The organism is Mycolicibacterium rhodesiae, assembly GCF_002086695.1.
Classification (GTDB): domain Bacteria; phylum Actinomycetota; class Actinomycetes; order Mycobacteriales; family Mycobacteriaceae; genus Mycobacterium; species Mycobacterium rhodesiae.
Map to the genome: position 1 here is coordinate 1 of NZ_MVIH01000009.1, position 18,464 is coordinate 18,464.

The 18,464-nt window shown below is 68.9% G+C and carries 20 protein-coding genes; 8 read left to right on the plus strand and 12 right to left on the minus strand.

Annotated elements, in window-relative coordinates; genetic code table 11:
- From BST42_RS18455 to ftsH, 7 genes are all read right to left on the minus strand, one after another.
- Positions 1–1,254, minus strand: a 1,254-nt coding sequence (locus tag BST42_RS18455) for a DUF6779 domain-containing protein (RefSeq protein WP_083120772.1), incomplete at its 3' end; no start/stop codon positions are given.
- 67 nt (positions 1,255–1,321) lie between these two features.
- On the minus strand, positions 1,322–1,798 hold the full coding sequence (locus BST42_RS18460; RefSeq protein WP_083120773.1) for a DUF3180 domain-containing protein: 477 nt from the start codon (positions 1,796–1,798) through the stop codon (positions 1,322–1,324).
- Positions 1,798–2,319 carry a 2-amino-4-hydroxy-6-hydroxymethyldihydropteridine diphosphokinase gene (gene folK, locus BST42_RS18465; protein ID WP_083120774.1) on the minus strand — a complete coding sequence of 174 codons (522 nt, stop codon included), beginning with the start codon at positions 2,317–2,319 and terminating at the stop codon, positions 1,798–1,800. Before folK ends, BST42_RS18460 begins: the two co-directional genes overlap by 1 nt.
- The gene (gene folB / locus BST42_RS18470) at positions 2,316–2,717 is read right to left on the minus strand and encodes a dihydroneopterin aldolase (RefSeq protein ID WP_083120938.1); all 402 of its coding nucleotides are present in this window, start codon (positions 2,715–2,717) and stop codon (positions 2,316–2,318) included. The genes folK and folB overlap by 4 nt, the downstream gene beginning before the upstream one ends.
- Positions 2,710–3,564 carry a dihydropteroate synthase gene (folP, locus tag BST42_RS18475; protein WP_083120775.1) on the minus strand — a complete coding sequence of 285 codons (855 nt, stop codon included), beginning with the start codon at positions 3,562–3,564 and terminating at the stop codon, positions 2,710–2,712. Before folP ends, folB begins: the two co-directional genes overlap by 8 nt.
- The gene (folE, locus tag BST42_RS18480) at positions 3,561–4,163 is read right to left on the minus strand and encodes a GTP cyclohydrolase I FolE (RefSeq protein WP_110918678.1); all 603 of its coding nucleotides are present in this window, start codon (positions 4,161–4,163) and stop codon (positions 3,561–3,563) included. The genes folP and folE overlap by 4 nt, the downstream gene beginning before the upstream one ends.
- A 17-nt stretch (positions 4,164–4,180) precedes the next feature.
- Entirely contained in the window at positions 4,181–6,511 is a 2,331-nt protein-coding gene (ftsH, locus tag BST42_RS18485) for an ATP-dependent zinc metalloprotease FtsH (RefSeq protein ID WP_083120777.1), read from the minus strand.
- A 174-nt stretch (positions 6,512–6,685) separates the two neighbouring features.
- On the opposite strand from ftsH, the gene BST42_RS18490 reads away from it, so the two are divergent.
- The 3 genes from BST42_RS18490 (at position 6,686) to BST42_RS18500 (ending at position 9,618) form a co-directional block, all read left to right on the plus strand.
- A complete protein-coding gene (locus BST42_RS18490; RefSeq protein WP_207569529.1) occupies positions 6,686–7,585 on the plus strand; it encodes an alpha/beta fold hydrolase in 900 nt (299 codons plus the stop codon).
- Complete coding sequence (locus tag BST42_RS18495; RefSeq protein ID WP_083120778.1) at positions 7,582–8,763, plus strand: LLM class flavin-dependent oxidoreductase; 1,182 nt, start codon at positions 7,582–7,584, stop codon at positions 8,761–8,763. Before BST42_RS18490 ends, BST42_RS18495 begins: the two co-directional genes overlap by 4 nt.
- Positions 8,764–8,898: 135 nt before the next feature.
- A complete protein-coding gene (locus BST42_RS18500; RefSeq protein WP_083120779.1) occupies positions 8,899–9,618 on the plus strand; it encodes an SIMPL domain-containing protein in 720 nt (239 codons plus the stop codon).
- 44 nt (positions 9,619–9,662) lie between these two features.
- Here BST42_RS18500 and hpt read toward each other — a convergent pair whose 3' ends face one another.
- Genes hpt through dacB form a run of 4 tightly spaced genes read right to left on the minus strand, consistent with a single transcriptional unit; the run spans position 9,663 to position 13,634 of the window.
- On the minus strand, positions 9,663–10,238 hold the full coding sequence (hpt, locus tag BST42_RS18505) for a hypoxanthine phosphoribosyltransferase (protein WP_110918668.1): 576 nt from the start codon (positions 10,236–10,238) through the stop codon (positions 9,663–9,665).
- A 32-nt stretch (positions 10,239–10,270) separates the two neighbouring features.
- Positions 10,271–11,227, minus strand: a complete 957-nt coding sequence (tilS, locus tag BST42_RS18510) for a tRNA lysidine(34) synthetase TilS (RefSeq protein WP_083120781.1) — start codon at positions 11,225–11,227, stop codon at positions 10,271–10,273.
- On the minus strand, positions 11,206–12,252 hold the full coding sequence (locus BST42_RS18515; protein ID WP_083120940.1) for an Rv3626c family coenzyme F420 biosynthesis-associated protein: 1,047 nt from the start codon (positions 12,250–12,252) through the stop codon (positions 11,206–11,208). The genes tilS and BST42_RS18515 overlap by 22 nt, the downstream gene beginning before the upstream one ends.
- Positions 12,249–13,634, minus strand: coding sequence for a D-alanyl-D-alanine carboxypeptidase/D-alanyl-D-alanine endopeptidase (dacB, locus tag BST42_RS18520; RefSeq protein ID WP_083120941.1), 1,386 nt, complete (start codon positions 13,632–13,634; stop codon positions 12,249–12,251). The genes BST42_RS18515 and dacB overlap by 4 nt, the downstream gene beginning before the upstream one ends.
- A 138-nt stretch (positions 13,635–13,772) precedes the next feature.
- Between dacB and BST42_RS18525 the strand changes: the two genes are divergently transcribed.
- The 3 genes from BST42_RS18525 to BST42_RS18535 all read left to right on the plus strand — a co-directional run bounded on the left by BST42_RS18525 (position 13,773) and on the right by BST42_RS18535 (position 15,853).
- The gene (locus BST42_RS18525) at positions 13,773–14,261 is read left to right on the plus strand and encodes an inorganic diphosphatase (protein ID WP_083120782.1); all 489 of its coding nucleotides are present in this window, start codon (positions 13,773–13,775) and stop codon (positions 14,259–14,261) included.
- Positions 14,262–14,344: 83 nt separating this feature from the next.
- The gene (locus tag BST42_RS18530; RefSeq protein WP_083120783.1) at positions 14,345–14,881 is read left to right on the plus strand and encodes a 2-oxo-4-hydroxy-4-carboxy-5-ureidoimidazoline decarboxylase; all 537 of its coding nucleotides are present in this window, start codon (positions 14,345–14,347) and stop codon (positions 14,879–14,881) included.
- Positions 14,882–14,890: 9 nt separating this feature from the next.
- Positions 14,891–15,853 (plus strand): alpha/beta hydrolase, encoded by a 963-nt coding sequence (locus BST42_RS18535; protein WP_165760876.1) that lies wholly within the window; start codon positions 14,891–14,893, stop codon positions 15,851–15,853.
- Here BST42_RS18535 and BST42_RS18540 read toward each other — a convergent pair.
- Positions 15,850–16,695, minus strand: a complete 846-nt coding sequence (locus tag BST42_RS18540) for an alpha/beta fold hydrolase (protein WP_083120785.1) — start codon at positions 16,693–16,695, stop codon at positions 15,850–15,852. The two genes, BST42_RS18535 and BST42_RS18540, sit on opposite strands and share 4 nt — an antisense overlap.
- 78 nt (positions 16,696–16,773) lie before the next feature.
- Here BST42_RS18540 and BST42_RS18545 point away from each other — a divergent pair, with 78 nt between their 5' ends.
- Both BST42_RS18545 and alc read left to right on the plus strand, forming a co-directional pair.
- Positions 16,774–17,382 carry a TetR/AcrR family transcriptional regulator gene (locus BST42_RS18545; RefSeq protein ID WP_083120786.1) on the plus strand — a complete coding sequence of 203 codons (609 nt, stop codon included), beginning with the start codon at positions 16,774–16,776 and terminating at the stop codon, positions 17,380–17,382.
- 44 nt (positions 17,383–17,426) lie between these two features.
- Positions 17,427–18,464 (plus strand): allantoicase, encoded by a 1,038-nt coding sequence (alc, locus tag BST42_RS18550; RefSeq protein ID WP_083120787.1) that lies wholly within the window; start codon positions 17,427–17,429, stop codon positions 18,462–18,464.

The following is an 18,464-nucleotide window of genomic DNA, read 5'->3' on the forward strand; positions in this document are numbered from 1 at the left end:
ACCGGGGGTCAGTCGGTCGCCGACCTGCTGGCCCGACTGCAGGCCAACGCCGCGCCCGGCGAGGGTGGCAGGCGGCGGGGTGGTCATTGCCGGCTGGCCGGGACTCTCGACGGAATGGCGCGACCGCGGGGCGACCGGTTCCGGCGGCGGCTGCATGGCGGGTTCGGGCCGCGCCTCGGGCTGCGGTTCCGGCCGAGGCGACTCGACGGGCGCCGCCTCCTGCGGCGGGGTCCAGTGCCGGCCTCGCGGCTCGTCGACGGGTGATCCCTGCGCCGCAGCCGACGGCACGACGAAACCGTTGTCTGCGTTGGCAACCCAGTTACTGCCCGGCGAACCAGGTGGCAGCCAGCGCCCGTCGGCTTCCACCGGTCGCCATTCCGCGCCCACGGGTGCCGGGCGCGGCGGTTCGGGCTGAGCCGGTTCCGGCGTCAAAGCCGCGGCCGCGGCCGCGACATCGGGGTCGGGAGGCGGCGGTGCAAATGGTCGTTGCGGCTCGGCAGCCGGCCCGGCGGTCTGGCCGGCGTTTTCCCACGGCCGCCGGTGCGAACCACCGGGCTCGGGTTCCGGCTCGGCGCGGCGGCGACGACGCCGCGGCGCCGACGGCTCCGGCTGCTCCGGGCGCTGCGGCTGCTCCGGTTGCGACGAGACCAGCGGTTCTTCGGGGACGTCGATGATCGGGTTCTCGGCGGTGCGGCTGGCGGTGTCCTCGGGCCGGACCGGGGTGATCCGGCTGCTCTCGACACGCCCGGGCACCGGCGGCATGGTCGTCGTGTCGCGGGTCCAGTCGGCAGTCCGGTCACCCTCGAGCGCCGGCCGGTCACCCAGGTCGGCGTCGAACATCATCTCCAGGTTGGCCCGCAGCGCCGCCAACTCCGCGCGCAGCGCGGCGACCTCGTCGGCGGCCTGCGCACGCAGCTCGGAGGCCAGCTCCCGGCGCAGATGCGATTCGACGCTGAGTTCGTACTCCCGCCGGGCCGAGATCTCGCGGTCGAGTTGCAGGTCATAGACCAGCTTCAGGTCGCGTGCTCGGGCGGCATCGATATCACTCTGCCTGCGATACATCACCGAGACGAATGCGCCGATCACCGCCGCCCACAGGGAGAGGATGACCGCCAGCTTCAGCAGCTCGACGCGGGTGGTGAACACCAAAGCGGAACTGGCCGCAATGGCAAGGACCAGCAACACCGTCAAGAGCAGCCAACCCGGCCTGCGGCCGCCGCGCCTATTCTTGGCGCCGCGGGACAGAACGGTCATGGGCTGACTGTACCCGGGCGATGTCCGTCCGCGTGTCGTCGAGCTGCGGCGATTCGCCGCCTTCGCACTACTCCCGGGCGGCGTCCGGATCGTCGGTCGGGTCACCGGGCGAACGGCAGCAATGTTGCAGCCACAACGCCGCGACGACGAGCGCCAGCGCACTGAGCGCGGCCACCACGGCACCCGGGGTGTCCGCGCCTGCCACCCGCAGCTCGGTACGGCGGGGCAGCAGATAAGCCAGCACGCCGACCCACCACCCGAGCATCACCGCGCCGACCCAGGTCGACGCCTTGGCCACCACCACGCTGCGCGCCACGGTGAGCGGGTGCAGCCGCCCGCCGCCGACACCGATCTGGCCGTCCCGGATCTTGGCCCGCACCGACACCGCCCAGGCCCCCTCGATCGCGGCGACGGCCAGCAGGGACAGCCCGGTGAACAGGGTGATCGGCGGGAAGTAGCGGTACAGAATGTGCACGAGCAGGTAGGCCAGGATCGCGACTCCGACGGCGGCGACGGTGAGATCGCGCTTACGTGTCGGGCCCATCAAGCGCCCAGCCGAAGCACGAGAGGAGTCAAACGCACACCGTCGCGGTCCACCGCGTCGAGCTCGCCAAGCAGCCGGTCGACCCGCTGGCTCTTGCCGGCCACGGTGAGTTCGGCGTCAGGGTCGACAGCCAGCCACGGCACCATCACGAAGGCCCGCAGGTGGGCCAGCGGATGCGGCAGGGTCAGGCCTTCGTCGCGGGAGAAGACCTCGGTGTCGCCGTCATGACAGGTGACGAGGTCCACGTCCAGGGTGCGCGGTCCCCACTTCTGCTCGCGGATGCGGTCGTTGGCGTTCTCCAAAGCCTGTGCGCGCCGCAACCATTCGTGGCCGTCGGCCCCGGGATCGTCGGCGACCACGACCGCGTTGAGGAACGGTCCCTGCTCGACCCCACCCCAGGCATCGGTCTCGTAGACCGGCGACAGCGCGCGCACCATGTCACCGAGCCCGTCGACAGCGGCCTGCAGCCGCGCCATCCGGTCACCGAGATTGGAGCCGATCGACAGCACCACGCGGGTCACAGCTCACCCCCGAGAGGAACGATCCGGCCGCGTCCACTGCGGCGGGACCGGCGCGCGACCACCGCAACGTCGGTGAACGTCAACGGGATCGGCGCGTTCGGCTTGTGCACCACAACCTCGACGGCATGCACCCGCCGGTCGTTCATCACGTCGTCGGCGATCTCGCCGGCCACCGTCTCGATCAGGTTGCGCGCCTGGCCGCCGACGATGGCCGCCGCACGCTGGGCCAGCGTGCCGTAGTCGAAGGTGTCGGCAAGATCGTCGCTGGCGGCGGCGTCCGCGAGGTCGATCCACACGGTGATGTCAACGATGAAGTCCTGTCCGTCTCGGCGTTCGTGATCGAAGACGCCGTGGTTACCGCGAACCGTCAGGCCGCGCAGCTCGATCCGGTCAGTCATCTGCACCTGCTTGTTCGCCCCCGCCACCCCATGCTCCAGCCACTTTGAGCGCGTCCACGCTGGCGCGCACGTCATGCACCCGGACACCCCAGGCGCCGTGGACTGCGGCCAGCGCCGAGATCACCGCGGTCGCGGTCTCGCGTCCGTCCGGCGGCCGGACGGTGCCGTCGGCGTCGGCGAGCAGCGAGCCGAGGAACCGCTTACGGGACGCACCGACCAGCACCGGGATTCCGGTCGCAACGAACTCCGGCAGCGCGTGCAGCAGTGCCCAGTTGTGCTGGGCGGTCTTGGCGAATCCCAGACCCGGGTCGATGATCAGGTTCTGCTGGTCCACACCTGCGGCGACGGCAGCCTCGACACCGGCAAGCAGGTCGTCGCGCACCTCGGTCGCCACGTTGCCGTAGTGCGGCACATCATGAGGATGCTCGGCCCGCACACTCCGCCAGTGCATCAGCACCCAGGGCACCTTGGCCTCGGCCACCAGCGGTGTCATCATCGGATCGGCCTTGCCGCCGGATACGTCGTTGACGATGCTTGCGCCGCTGTCCAGAGCGGCGGCCGCGACAGCCGCGTGCATGGTGTCGATACTCACCGTGATCCCTTGGGCGGCAAGTTCTTTGATGACGGGTATGACGCGAGCGGATTCGACTCCGGCGTCGATGCGCACCGCACCGGGGCGGGTGGACTCACCGCCGACGTCGATGATGGATGCCCCCTGGGCAGCCAGGGCCAGTCCCTGTTCGACGGCGCGGGTGGGGTCGAGATAACGCCCGCCGTCGGAAAAGGAGTCGTCGGTGACGTTGACAACTCCCATCACCAGGGTGCGCGGTGCGTGTGATTGCGTCATTTACGCAAGATGAGATCCAGCGCCTCGGATCGCGATGCATGGTCGGACTTGAACTGTCCGCGGACCGCCGACGTCGTCGTGCTGGCACCGGGCTTGCGCACCCCGCGCATCGCCATGCACAGGTGCTCGGCCTCGATCACGACGATCACCCCGCGCGGCTTGAGCTTGCGCATCACAGCATCGGCGATCTGGGTGGTCAGCCGCTCCTGCACCTGGGGGCGCTTGGCGTACAGATCGACCACGCGGGCCAGCTTCGACAGTCCGGTCACCCGGCCGTCCTCGCCAGGGATATAGCCGACGTGCGCAACACCGTGGAACGCCACCAGGTGATGCTCGCAGGTCGAGTACATCGGGATGTCCTTCACGAGCACGAGTTCGTCGTGTTGCTCGTCGAAGGTGGTGTCCAACACCGCGTCCGGATCGGTGTACAGCCCGGAGAACATCTCTTGGAAAGCCCGCGCGACCCGCGCCGGGGTGTCCTGCAGACCGTGCCGATCGGGATCCTCACCCACCGCGAGCAGCAGCTCACGAACAGCTGCCTCGGCGCGGCACTGATCGAACACGGGGGCCTCCAGCGTGCTCGCGTCGGGCTGCGGCATCGAAGCTCCGTTCGTCATCAGCCGTTGGACTCACGCTTCGATCGGCCCCCGTCGTCACCCGAATCGTCCTGCGGCTTCGCATGTTGACCCGTATGACTGGGTGAAGGATACGGCTGGTAGGGCGGATACGGCTGGCCCTGTTGAGGATGTTGCTGTCCCCAGCCGGGCTGCGGCGGATACCAATATCCGCCCTGCTGACCGTGTTGAGGTCCCTGCTGGCCCTGCTGCGGACCTCCCGGCGGCGGCCAGCCGGGGGCATGCCAGCCCGCCGGTGCGCCGTAGTCGGGCTGTGTCGAACCCGGCTGCGGCTGTTGGCCGGCGTGCGCGCCGTTGCCGTTCCCGCCGCGCGGCTGCTGGGCCTGCGCCGCCGCGGTCGCCTGGGCGATCGCCTTCTTGAAGGCCGGTTCCGGCATCGGCTTGGGCCACGGCTCGCCGCGTTCGATTGCCAGCTCACCCGGAGTCTTGATCGGCGGCTTGTCGGAGGGGATGCGACCACCGAAGTCGTCGAACACCGTCAAGCGCGGCCGCTTCTTCACCTCACCGAAGATGGCTTCCAGCTCCTTGCGGTGCAGCGTCTCCTTCTCCAGGAGCTCACCGGCCAGAGTGTCGAGCACGTCGCGGTATTCGGTGAGGATCGCCCACGCTTCGGTGTGCGCGGCTTCGATCAGTTTGCGGACCTCGTCGTCGATGTCGCGGGCGACCTCGTGGCTGTAGTCCGACTGGGTGCCCATCGTGCGGCCCAGGAACGGGTCGCCGTGCTCGGTGCCGTACTTGACCGCGCCGAGCTTGGCGCTCATGCCGTACTCGGTGACCATCGCGCGGGCGATCTTGGTGGCCTGATCGATATCGGACACCGCGCCGGTGGTCGGCTCGCGGAAGACCAGTTCCTCGGCCGCGCGACCGCCCATCGCGAACACCAGCCGGGCGATCATCTCCGAGCGGGTCATCAGACCCTTGTCGTCCTCGGGCACCGACACGGCGTGGCCGCCGGTACGCCCGCGGGCCAGGATCGTGACCTTGTAGATCGGTTCGATGTCGGGCATCGCCCAAGCCGCCAGGGTGTGCCCACCCTCGTGATAGGCGGTGATCTTCTTCTCCAGCTCGCTGATCACCCGCCCCTTGCGGCGCGGTCCACCGATCACCCGGTCGACGGCTTCCTCCAACGCGGCCGCGGTGATGATGGTGCCGTTCTCGCGAGCGGTCAGCAGTGCGGCCTCGTTGATGACGTTGGCCAGGTCGGCGCCGGACATGCCGACCGTGCGCTTGGCCAGGCCGTCGAGGTCGGCGTCGGGAGCCATCGGCTTGCCCTGCGAGTGCACCCGCAGCACCGCCTTGCGGCCGGCGAGGTCGGGGCTGGTGACCGGGATCTGGCGGTCGAAGCGGCCCGGACGCAGCAGCGCCGGGTCGAGGATGTCGGGCCGGTTGGTGGCCGCGATCAGGATGACGCCCTGACGATCACCGAAGCCGTCCATCTCGACGAGCAGCTGGTTGAGTGTCTGCTCACGCTCGTCGTGACCGCCGCCGAGGCCGGCGCCGCGTTGGCGGCCGACCGCGTCGATCTCGTCGACGAAGATGATGCAGGGGCTGTTCTGCTTGGCCTGCTCGAACAGGTCGCGCACCCGGGAGGCGCCGACGCCGACGAACATCTCGACGAAGTCCGACCCGGAAATCGTGAAGAACGGAACCCCGGCCTCGCCGGCGACCGCGCGGGCCAGCAGCGTCTTACCGGTTCCGGGCGGACCGTAGAGCAGCACGCCACGCGGAATCTTGGCGCCGAGCGCCTGATAGCGCGACGGATTCTGCAGGAAGTCCTTGATCTCGTACAGCTCTTCCACGGCCTCGTCCACGCCGGCGACGTCGGCGAACGTCGTCTTCGGCATGTCCTTGGACAGCTGTTTGGCTTTCGACTTGCCGAAGCCGAAGCCCATCCGGCCGCCGGTCTGCATGCGGGAGAACAGTACGAACAGGCCGACGAGCAGGAGCAACGGAAGCATGTAGACCAGCAGCGAACCCAGGATGCTGCCCTGGTTCACCACGGTGTTGGTCTTGATGTTCTTGGCGCTCAGGGCGTTGAACAGGTCCACCCCGTACCCGGTCGGGTACTTGGTGATCACCTTGTTGGAGTTCTCGGTGTCGCCGTTGCCGTTTTTCAGCTCGAGGCGAAGCTGTTGCTCGCGGTCGTCGATCTGCGCGCTCTTGACGTTGTCCCCGGTGATCTGCGACATCGCCACCGACGTGTCGATGGGTTTGTAACCCCGGGTGTCGTCACTGAAGTAGAAGAACGACCAGCCGAGCAGCAGCACAACGGCGATCACCGTGAGTGTGCGGATCACGTTTTTGCGGTTCATCAAGCATCGGCCGTTTCGGCCCGGTCCTTCCGATATGCGCAGCTGGGATAGTTCAGGCTACCGCTAGGACAACGTGGGCAAGTGCCCACAGGGTTTCCGTCAGCGTTTGGTAGCTGTTCGCTATGCGCCGAACCGACACTTCCGGGCTGCCCGAAGCTGTGCTTGGCTGGCACGGTGCTCGCTTCGACCGAACGGTTAGTCGACGTCGACGGCGTGCGGTTACGGGTGCTTGAAGCCGGTGAGCGGGGTGCGCCCGTTGTGGTGCTGGCGCACGGCTTCCCCGAGCTGGCGTACTCGTGGCGACATCAGATCCCCGTCCTCGCCGAAGCCGGCTACCACGTGCTGGCACCCGATCAGCGCGGCTACGGCGGATCGTCGGCACCCGAGGCTGTCGAGGCCTACGACATCCACCGCCTCACCGGCGACCTGGTGGCATTGCTCGACTCGGAAGTCGGCGGCGGCGCCGCCCGGGCGGTGTTCATCGGTCACGACTGGGGCGCGATGGTGGTGTGGCACACCGCGCTGCTGCATCCGGACCGGGTCCGGGCGGTCGCAGGACTGAGTGTGCCGCCGATCCCCCGAGCGCGGAGCCGGCCCACCGAGCGGTGGCGGGAGAAGTTCGGCGAGGACTTCTATATGTTGCGGTTCCAGGAGCCCGGCAAGGCCGACGCCGAGATGGCCGCCGATGTGGCGGCCACCATGCGCGACATGTTCGCCGACTTGTCCCCGTCGGCGCGCCCCGGGTGGATCAGCGACGCTGAGTTCGATCACTACGTCGCCGAGTTCGGCAGGACGGGATTCACCGGCGCGCTGAACTGGTACCGCAACTACGACCGCAACTGGGAGTCGACGCCCCAGCTCGCCGACGCGCACATCACCGTGCCGGCGCTGTTCATCGGCGGCACCGACGATCCGATCGCGCCGACGATGAATCCGGCCCGCGCCCGCGAGGTGGTGGCCGGGCCGTACACCGAGCGGTGGATCGACGGCGCCGGGCACTGGGTGCAGCAGGAGCGCCCCGACGAGGTGAACCGAATGTTGTTGGAATTTCTACGCGAAGTGGAGTCGTCATGACGGGCAAGCCGCTGAACTTCGGAGTGTTCATCACGCCGTTTCATCCGGTAGGCCAATCCCCAACCGTCGCATTGGAATACGACCTGGAGCGGACGGTCGCACTGGACCGGCTCGGGTTCGACGAGGCGTGGTTCGGCGAACACCACTCCGGCGGGTACGAATTGATCGCCTGCCCGGAGGTGTTCATCGCCGCCGCCGCCGAGCGCACCAAGCACATCCGGCTGGGCACCGGTGTGGTGTCGCTGCCGTACCACCACCCGCTCATGGTGGCCGACCGTTGGGTGCTGCTCGACCATCTGACGCGGGGCCGGGTGATGTTCGGCACCGGACCCGGCGCCCTGCCGTCGGACGCATACATGATGGGCATCGATCCGGTGGAGCAGCGGCGGATGATGCAGGAATCTCTCGAGGCGATCCTGGCGCTGTTCCGCGCCGGGCCCGACGAGCGGATCGATCGGCACTCGGACTGGTTCACGTTGCGCGACGCCCAGCTGCACATCCGGCCCTACACCTGGCCGTATCCGGAAATCTCCACGGCGGCAATGGTTTCCCCGTCGGGTCCGCGACTGGCCGGGCAGCTGGGGACCTCGCTGCTGTCGCTGTCGATGTCGGTGCCCGGCGGGTATGCGGCATTGGAGGACGCCTGGGGTGTCGTCGTCGATCAGGCCGCCAAGGCCGGCAGGCCCGAACCCGATCGCTCGTCGTGGCGGGTGCTGGGGATCATGCATCTGGCCGACACCCGGGAGCAGGCGATCGACGATTGCACGTACGGGCTGCAGGATTTCGCAAACTATTTCGGCGCTGCCGGGTTCGTGCCGCTGTCCAACGACATCGAGGCCGCCGAGCAATCCCCGCGACAGTTCGTCGCCGACTACGCCGCCGGAGGCAACTGCTGCATCGGCACACCCGACGATGCCATCGCCTACATCACCGATCTGCTGGACCGCTCGGGCGGGTTCGGCACGTTCCTCCTGCTCGGCCACGACTGGGCCGACCCTGCGGCCACGTATCACTCGTATGAGTTGTTCGCGCGAAAGGTCATGCCGCACTTCAAGGGACAGCTTCAGGCCCCGCGGGCGTCGCACGACTGGGCGCAGCACAAACGCAACGATCTGTTCGGCCGCGCCGGTGAGGCGATCATGAAGGCCATCGGCGAACACGCGGGCGAGCAGAGTTAGACCGCTTTGCATCGAGATTGAACTGACGCAGACGTTTACTCGCACTTCGTCTGCGTGGCTTCAATCTCGCGGCCCGAGGCCGAGGTGCGGCCGGGCCATGCCAAAAACCTGGGCCGCCACGCTACGGTGTCTCCCATGCCCATCGCCGGACGTCGCGTCGCTGTCGCACTGGCCTCGGCGGCCACCGCCGCCGCAGTCCTCACCGGCTGCGACTCCGCACCCGCGGTGCCCGCCAATCCGCGGCAGGTCACCGTCGTCGGTTCCGGCGATGTGAAGGGCGTGCCCGACACGCTGACCGCCGACGTGAGCGTCGAGGCAGCCGCAGCCGACGTCACCACGGCGATGAATCAGGCCAACGACCGCCAGAACGCGGTACTCAACGCGCTCAACGCCAGCGGCATCGACACCAAAGACATCAGTACCACCGGAGTCAGCCTGCAGCCCCAGTACGGCGACAACTCGGTGATCACCGGCTACCGGGCGAGCAACTCGATCCAGATCAAGATCCGCAAGCTCGACACGGCCTCGCAGGTGCTGGCCAACATCGTCAGCGCCGGCGGTGACGCCACCCGGATCAACTCGGTCAGCTACTCGATCGAGGACGACTCCAAGCTGGTCGGCGATGCCAGGGCGCGGGCGTTCAACGACGCCAAGCAGCGGGCACAGCAGTACGCCGACCTGTCCGGGCTGTCGCTGGGCAAGATCATCTCGATCTCCGAAGCACCCGGCGGCACACCCCCGACTCCCCCGGTTCCGATGCCCGCACCCCGCGGCGCGATGGCCAGTTCGGTTCCGCTGGCACCCGGCCAGCAGACCGTGAGTTTCTCGGTGACCGCGGTCTGGGAGCTCAGCTAGCGGCACCGAGATCGACGAAATGGCGCCGACGACTCGCGCGGGGGCTAGACCTGATACACCTTCGGCTCGAGCGTGCCGATGAAGGGCAGATCGCGGTAGCGCTCGGCGTAGTCCAGGCCGTAGCCGACCACGAACTCGTTGGGGATGTCGAAACCGACGTATTCGATGTCGACATCGGCGCGTACCGCGTCGGGTTTGCGCAGCAGCGTGCACACCCGCAGCGATTTGGGATGCCGGGTGGCCAGGTTGCGCAGCAGCCACGACAGCGTCAGCCCGGAGTCCACGATGTCCTCCACGATCAGCACGTCGCGGTCATGGATGTCGCGGTCGAGATCCTTCAGGATCCGGACCACCCCGGACGACGACGTCGACGATCCGTACGAGCTGACCGCCATGAACTCCAGCTGCGTGGGCAACGGGATCGCGCGGGCGAGGTCGGTGACGAACATCACCGCGCCTTTGAGGACGGTGAGCAGCAGCAGATCTTGACCGTTCAGCGAATCGGCGTAGTCGCGGGCCACTGACGCCGCCAGCTCAGCAGTCCGGGTGTGAATCTGCTCTTGTGACAACAAGACCGATTTGATGTCCCCGGGATACAGCTCGTGCGCCGACACGTCCACACTGTGCCACGAGCAAGGCCTGACGACCAATCTCACACCGGTTGCGTGTACATCACCAGCCTGCCGTCGCGGCGGGCGGCGAACAATCGTTGCTGCCGAAGTTCCGAGCCGACCGCCACTCCGCCCTGCCCGTGCCAAGCGGTGACCAGGGCGTCCACCGCGCGGATCTGCTTATCGGTGAGGTTGGTCGCGCCGCCGTCCAGTAGCCAGCCGCGGATCACCCGTCGCCGCACAGCGGTGGGCAGGGCGGTCAGCGCGGTGACCGCGACGCTGTCGCCGGTGTCGCCGAGGGCGTCGACCGCGAGGGCATCCAAAGCGTCGGTGTCCTCCCGCAGCGCGGCCGCGGTGCGGGCCAGCGCCTCGGCAACACCGCCGCCGAGCACGTCTTCGAGCAGCGGCAGCACCTCGGTGCGCAGCCGGACCCGGGTGAACCGGGTGTCGTGATTGTGCGGGTCGTCCCACGGGGTGAACCCCAGCTCGGCGCACGCGGCGTGGGTGACGGCGCGGCGCACCCCCAGCAGCGGCCGGTACCAGGGCGGGTCGCAGGCCCGCATGCCGGCGATCGACCGCGGTCCCGAACCGCGGCCCAGCCCCAGCAGCACGGTCTCGGCCTGGTCGTCGAGAGTGTGCGCGAGCAGTACCGGCGCTTCGGCGCGCGCCGCGTCCAGCGCGGCGTAGCGCGCGACGCGTGCGGCGGCCTCCGGACCGCCGTCGGCGCCGACCTGCACCCGCAACACCCGGGCGTCCACGCAGCCGAGGTCGTGCGCCTGCCTGCGTGCGGTCTCCGCGACCTGCTCGGAGCCGGGCTGCAGACCGTGGTCGACGATCAGGGCGGTGGTCGGCAGCGCCGCGGCGGCCGCCGCCGTCAGCGCCAGGGAGTCCGGTCCACCGGACAGCGCGACGCACCAGGACGTCGCGCCGGGCAGGTGCTCGGTCGCGAAGCCGGCCACGCCGGCCCGCAGCGCGGCTACAGCACCCGGTCGATCCACCGCTGCGGATCTTCGATCTCGTCGGGCAGCGGCAGGGTGTCCGCGCTTGTCCACACCGTGTTGAACCGATCCATCCCGACCCGGTCCACGACGTGGTCGACGAACGCCTTGCCGCGGGTGTACTGGCTGAGCTTGGCGTCTACCCCGAGCAGCGCCCGCAGCAGCCGCTGCAGCGGCGGTTGCTTGCGTTGGCGGCGTTGATCGAACCGGTTGCGGATGGTCTGCACCGACGGCACGACGGCCGGGCCGACCGCGTCCATGACGTGGTCGGCGTGACCTTCGAGCAGCGTTCCGAGCACCAGCAGCTGATCGAGCGCCACCTGCTGCGGCTCGGACTGCACCGCGCGCATGAACCCGAGAATGCCCGCGTCGTTGGCACCCAACTCACCCCCACGCCGCTTCTTGACATGGTCCGCCAGCCGTCCCACGACCTGCGTCACATCGTCGGCCGCATCGGAGGTCAGCACCCCGAGCGCCTGCGACATGTGTTGCGCCAACCAGGGATTGGCGGAGAACTGCACCCGGTGGGTGACCTCGTGCAGGCACACCCACAGTCGGAAGTCGGCCGGTGACACCCGCAGTTGGCGCTCGACGGCGATCACGTTCGGATAGACCAACAGCAGCAGTCCGTCGTCGGTGCCGGTGTCGGCGAACGGGTCGTACTGGCCCAGGATCCCCGAGGAGATGAACGCCAGCACGGCGCCGGTCTGCGCGCCGGTCACCCGCCCGGTGACCGGGTTGCTGGGTGTCTCGGTGCCGCCGGTCATCACCCGCATCGAGTCCGACGCCGCCCGGATCCAGCCCTGGCGGTCGACGATGCGCGCTTCGGCGACGGGGGCGTCACCGCCCATCCGGGTCACCTCACGGACCGGGCCTTCGGCCTTGCGCGCCGCGACAGACAGTTCGTCGACGGCCTGGCTGCGGGTGTAGTCGGTGGCGGCCGGTCCCGGTCGGGCCAGCCAGGCGCCGACATTCCCGGCGAAGGACCAGTCCACGGCCCGCCCGACGGTCACCTGCGAGCTCATGAGCCGCACCCGCAGGTCCGCAGGACGCTGGCCACTGCGTCGAGGGCCACCCGGCCCATCGGCCCGGCATCGTTGGAGATGAACGCGAACGTCAGCACCCGGCCGTCGGCGTCGGTGACCACCCCGGCCAGGGTGTTGACCGCCGTCAACGACCCGGTCTTGGCCCGCAGCCAGCCCGCCGACGCCCCCTTCGAGTCACCGCCGAGGAAGCGGTCCGACAGCGTTCCGCTGCCGCCGGCGATCGGCAGCACATCCAGCAGCGGGCGCATGGTGGGTTGATCGGGTCCCGCGGCGGCCTGGACCACCTCGTCGAGCGTTTTTGCCGTGAGCCGGTCCAGTACCGACAACCCGCTGGAGTCGAACAGCGTGGCGCCGGTCATGTCGACGCCGGCGGAGGAGAGCTTGGTGGTGATCGCGTCGACCGCGCCTGCAAAGCTCATCGGACGTCCACCGGCCTTGGCGACTTCCCGGGCAATCGCCTCCGCCATAACGTTGTCGGAGGCGTTCATCATCTGCCGCAGTCGCTCCATCAGAGGTGCGCCCTGCACCGCCGCCAGCTGCCTGCCGGTCGGCGGCCTGGCTGCCATCGTGACCTTGGCCGGGTCGACGCCCAGCGCGCTGGCCAGAGCACGGCCGGCGTCCAGGGCGGGGGTTCGGGACCGCGCCGAATCGACGGTGGTCGGCTGGATGCGACCGGCGTCGATCATCACCGACTGCATCGGGGCGATGTCGCCGCCGTCGATGTCGGCGGGATCCCAGCCGGGCGCGAAATCCGGCCCGCTGTACAACGAAACGTCCACCTGGACCGCCGTCGCGGTGACTCCGCTCTTGCGCACCTGATCGGCGAGATCGCTGATCCGGGCGGCGCCGCGATACCAGGTCTCCTGGCCGGCCGGGGCGGCCGACAGGATCGGATCGCCGCCGCCGACAAGCACCACCACGCCGGGCTGGGTGGTCTGATCGGCCGCGACGACGGTCGTGGTGACCCGCTCGTCGCGGTTCAGCGCCAGCAGCGCAGCGCCGGTGGTGAGCGTCTTGTTGGTCGAGGCCGGCAGCAGCGGCACATCCGCGCGATGCTCCCAGAGCTGGGTGCCGGTCTGCGCGTCGGTGACCCGGCCGCTGACGTTGCCGAGATTGGGATCGGCGACGGGCAGGGCCAGCGTGGCGGTCAGACCGGCGGCGGTGGGCACCGGCGCGGTATCGGACACCGGGACGACACCGGGGTTGGCCGTCACCAGCGCATGGCCCGGCGGCGCCTGCGCGCTGCTGGTGTCACTGTCGTGGGTCAGGACGGCGGCGATCGCCACGATGGCGGCGACCAGCACGACCACCGCCACAGCGAGCACCACGTGGGCCCCGCGCCACCCGCGAGTCGGGCTCATCATTCTCCTGGGGCTTTCCTGACTTGTGTTTCGTCTCATTGTGCCGAACCACCGTGCAGTGCAGGCCAGCGCGGGCGTTAGGGTAGGCCGCGTCGCCGGTTCGGCGGGCAGGAGTCAGCGGAAATAAGGAGTCGCACGGTGGAGTTCGACGTCACCATCGAGATCCCGAAGGGTCAGCGCAACAAGTACGAGGTCGACCACGAAACCGGACGGGTCCGCCTCGACCGCTACCTCTACACGCCGATGGCGTACCCCGCGGACTACGGCTTCATCGAGGACACGCTTGGCGAAGACGGCGACCCGCTGGACGCGCTGGTGCTGCTGCCGCTGTCGGTGTTTCCGGGTGTGTTGATCGAGGTGCGCCCGGTCGGCATGTTCAAGATGGTCGACGAGGCCGGCGGCGACGACAAGGTGCTGTGCGTGCCTGCCGGGGACAAGCGCTGGGATCACATCCAGGACATCGGTGACGTGCCCAAGGACGAACTCGATTCGATCCAGCACTTCTTCACCCACTACAAGGACCTCGAGCCGGGCAAATTCGTCAAGGGCTCCGACTGGGCCGGCCGGGCCGAGGCCGAGGCCGAGGTGGAGCGCTCCCGCGAGCGGTTCGCCAAAGAAGGTCACTGAGCGCTGACCGCGCTGGTGAGAAAGTTTGCCTGGCCGTAACAATCGGTAACCCGGCTGTCCTTTGGCTTTTCGATCATGAACTGGTGTTGATGCACCAGGGCATCGGTCTCGAGGCCTTCAACGAGCTGCCGGACAGCAAGGCTGTCCACGCGCTCTACGAGTGCTGCAACAGCGTCACCCTCGCCCGGGACCTGACACGGGGCCGCCCATATGCCGACCGGGCCGAACTGTTCCGCCGGGCCGACGACTTGCTGTTCTCGCTGTCGGAATCCTCGATCGACGACATCCTGCAGGCCTACCCGCATGTCGGACGACGCCCCGGCAGTACCAAGTCGCAGGCCGAGCAGTGCTCGGTGTGGGACTCCTCGCCGGAGGTGATGGCCGAACTCACCGCGGCGGTCACCGAGTACAACGACCACTTCGGGTTCGGGTTCGTCATGCACATCGGCGGTTTGCCCCGTGAGGTCTGTGCCAAGTCGGTGATCGCGGCGGTCCGTGACCGGATGCACCACGACCCCGAAACCGAACGCAAGGTCGTCTGCAACGAGTTGGCCCGGATCAATCGCAGCCGCCTCGAACGGATGCTCGGCCCCGAGGGCGGCTACGACAACTGGGGCTAGGGTGCAACCGTGGCCCTGCCGATGGATCCGGAAGTACTGACCCTGCTGCGACCGTTGATGGACGCGTCCGCCGCTCTCGACCCACCCGCGATCGGGGATGTGGCGACCCGCCGCGAGCGGGCGATCCCGTTGTTCCAGACCCTGGGGGCGTCCCGCGATCCGGTCGACGGCGTCGAGGTGTCGCGGCACACGCTGCCCACCGCCGACGGCGCGGAACTTGAGCTCTCGTGGTACGTCCCCACCTCGGGGTTGCCCGGAAGTGCCGTGCTCTACCTGCACGGCGGCGGCATGATCTACAGCCTGGCCGAAACCGCTCCGGCCTACGACACGGCGATGCGTGGCTACGTGGCGGCCACCGGCACCCCGATGCTGCTGGTGGATTACCGTGTGGCGCCGGAGTTTCCGGATCCGACGCCGGTAGAGGACTGCTACGCCGCGTTGTGCTGGCTGGCCGAGAACGCGTCCGACCTGGGCGTCGACCCGGCCCGTATCGCGGTGGCCGGTGACAGCGCGGGCGGCGGCCTGGCGGCCGGGGTGAGCCTGCTGGCCCGTGACCGCGGCGGCCCGGCGCTGGCCGCGCAGGTGCTGATCTATCCGATGCTCGACGACCGCACCACCACCCCGGATCCCGAACTGGACCCCGAGATGCTGACGTGGAACTACAACGACAACATCACGGGCTGGGGTGCACTCCTCGGCGATCGCGCCGGCGGCGATGACGTGTCGGTCTACGCCGCACCGGCCCGCGCGCAGGTGCTGACCGGACTGCCGCCGACCTATCTCGACGTCGGCGATCTGGACATCTTCCGCGACGAGAACATCGCTTATGCCGCACGACTTTCCGCTGCCGGGGTGCCCACCGAACTGCATGTGCATCCGGGCTGCCCGCATGCCTGGGAGGCGTTGGCTCCCGGTGCGGCGGTGTCAGAACGCGCGGTCGCCGACCGGATCCGCAGGCTGCGAGCCGTCTAGCGTCCAACAGTGCTTGTGGCCGTGGCGAACTCGGCGATCAGATCGGCCAGGACATCGGGCGCGTCGAGCATCGAGAACGTTCGCGCGCCGTGGATGATCTCCAACCTGGAGTTCGGCAGGGCGTCGGCGAGCCTGCGGCCGTCGGCCTGCGGGAAGAAGGCGTCATCGGCCGACCAGGCGATCAACGCCGGCTTGGCGAACTGGGGCAGCTTGGCGGCCGCGTCGAGCGTGGTCTGCCGGGTGAGCGATCCGGTGAATCGGCGCAGGTTTTCGGCGATCGCGCGGTCACGGACAGCCTTGCGGGTCCATTCGGCGGTCAACGCGTCGAGGTTGGCATGAGCCAGTGCGCCGTATGCGCGACGCCGGACCGCACGAGAACGCATGCCCTGCACCGCGATACGCCATAGCAGCGGAAACCGCGCCGCGGTGATGAACGGGGCCAGGATCGGTGGCGGGAAGTGTTCGAACGCATCGCAGCTGGTGAGCACCAGCGCGCCGATCCGGTCGGGGAACTCGGTGGCGACCACCTGGGCGACGGCTCCCCCGGTGTCGTTGCCGACCAGGACGACGTCGTCGAGCCCGGCCTTGTCGAGGAACTCGGCGACCATCGCGGCGACGCCGCGCATGGTCATATCGGCCGACGGCCGCATCGCCGTCTGGTGTGCGCCCAGCGGCCAGGTCGGCACGACGCACCGCAGACCGTGCCGAGCCAGCCTGGCGCTCAACGGGCGCCACAGCGACCCGCCCATCGCATACCCGTGAATGAACACGAGCGGCCTGCCGGTGGGCGGTCCGGCCGTTTCGTAATGGATGGTTCCGCCGCCGAGCTCTACGGTGTGCATGACGTTCTCCTTCGATGACAACCAACAAACAGACAGTCTGCATGTAAGATACCGACAGGGTGTACGGAAATACAAGACATGACCACCAGACGCACTCAGGCGCAGCGCTCCGCGGCCACCCGGGACGCGCTGCGCGCAGCCGCGCGCGAGCTCTGGGGTGAACGCGGTTACGCCGACGTCGGGACGCCGGAGATCGCCCAGCGCGCCGGGGTCACCCGGGGCGCGATGTACCACCAGTACGCCGACAAGTCCGCGCTGTTCCTCGACGTCGTGGAAGTGGTCGAGGCCGACGTGATGAACCGGCTCGCTGCGGCGGTTCTCGCTCAGGAACCGCCGACTCCCGCCGCCACGCTGCACGCGGCGGTGGACGCCTGGCTCGACATCAGCTCAGAGCGCGAGATCCGTCAGCTGATCCTGCTGGATGCTCCGAATGTGCTTGGCTGGAATGGTTTCCGTGATATCGCCGAGCGCTACAGCCTGGGGATGACCGAGCAGTTGCTGCAGGCCGCGATGGACTCGGGCGAACTCGCGGATCAGCCGGTGCGTCCGCTGGCGCACATCCTGATCGGTGCGCTGGATGCCGCGGCGCTGACCATCGCCCATGCCGACGCGCCCGTTCGCGCGGGTACCGAGGTGCGCAGCGCTCTACACCGCATCGTCAACGGCATGCTCGCAGGCCGGCCCTGACGTCCTGCCCGGCCGAAATCGGCACGGTCCCTTAGGCTCGTGAGGTGATCGGCGGCCCGCAGAACTCCTCGCAGACGCACCCCCATTTCACCTCGTTGCCCGATCTGGCGGCTCGGCCCGCCGGTGGCGCGGTGGTGTGGGCCAACGACGATCTCTTCGCCGAACGGGAGAACCTGATCACCGCGCGGCCTGCCGAGTTCCGTCCCGCCACCTTCGGGCACAAAGGGCAGATCTACGACGGCTGGGAGACGCGCCGCCGCCGTGATGCGGGGCCCGACGACCACGACAGCGCAATCGTCCGGCTCGGTACGCCTGCCATCATCGCCGGCGTCGTGGTGGACACCGCATGGTTCACCGGCAACTACCCGCCCGAGATCTCGGTCGAGGCCACCTTCGCGGAGGGCTACCCGGGCGCCGAAGACCTTGCGCACCGGACTCGGTGGACCACGATCGTCACACGCGCGAGCGTCAACGGTGACACCCGAAATCCCTTCGAGGTCAGTTCGTCTCGACGGTGGACGCATGTACGACTGTCCATCTACCCCGACGGCGGAGTGGCCCGGCTGCGTGTCCACGGCCAGGGTCTGCTCGACCCGCGGCTCGTCGACGGCATCCCGCTCGATCTCGCCGCCCTGGACAACGGTGCCCGAGTCACGGCCTGCTCCAACATGTTCTATTCGTCGCCGAACAACCTGCTGCTGCCCGGCACCGCGCACACGATGGGCGACGGGTGGGAGACCTCGCGGCGGCGCGACAGCGGACATGACTGGGTGCAGGTGCAGCTGGCCGGTCAGGGTGTGCTCACGATGGCCGAACTGGACACATCCTACTTCGTCGGTAACGCCCCCGGCAGCGCCCGGGTGATGGGCCGCGACGACGGTGGCGACTGGTTCGAGCTGCTGCCCCGCACCGATCTGCAACCCGACACCCGGCATCGCCTCCCGCTGTCCAGCCAGCGGCCCGTCACCGACGCCCGCCTCGAGGTGTATCCCGACGGCGGTATGGCACGGCTTCGGTTGTTCGGCAGGCTCACCGACACCGGGCTGCTTCGCGTAGCGGACAAGTGGGCCGCGGCGGCGTGA

Coding starts and splice junctions, on each gene's coding strand:
- ftsH (WP_083120777.1), bottom strand. CDS start 6,511: ATGAACCGCAAAAACGTGATCCGCACACTCACGGTGATCGCCGTTGTG.
- dacB (WP_083120941.1), bottom strand. CDS start 13,634: ATGAGCCCGACTCGCGGGTGGCGCGGGGCCCACGTGGTGCTCGCTGTG.
- folE (WP_110918678.1), bottom strand. CDS start 4,163: ATGCCGCAGCCCGACGCGAGCACGCTGGAGGCCCCCGTGTTCGATCAG.
- BST42_RS18500 (WP_083120779.1), top strand. CDS start 8,899: ATGCCCATCGCCGGACGTCGCGTCGCTGTCGCACTGGCCTCGGCGGCC.
- folB (WP_083120938.1), bottom strand. CDS start 2,717: ATGACTGACCGGATCGAGCTGCGCGGCCTGACGGTTCGCGGTAACCAC.
- BST42_RS18495 (WP_083120778.1), top strand. CDS start 7,582: ATGACGGGCAAGCCGCTGAACTTCGGAGTGTTCATCACGCCGTTTCAT.
- BST42_RS18460 (WP_083120773.1), bottom strand. CDS start 1,798: ATGGGCCCGACACGTAAGCGCGATCTCACCGTCGCCGCCGTCGGAGTC.
- BST42_RS18515 (WP_083120940.1), bottom strand. CDS start 12,252: ATGAGCTCGCAGGTGACCGTCGGGCGGGCCGTGGACTGGTCCTTCGCC.
- BST42_RS18540 (WP_083120785.1), bottom strand. CDS start 16,695: ATGCACACCGTAGAGCTCGGCGGCGGAACCATCCATTACGAAACGGCC.
- BST42_RS18545 (WP_083120786.1), top strand. CDS start 16,774: ATGACCACCAGACGCACTCAGGCGCAGCGCTCCGCGGCCACCCGGGAC.
- folP (WP_083120775.1), bottom strand. CDS start 3,564: ATGACGCAATCACACGCACCGCGCACCCTGGTGATGGGAGTTGTCAAC.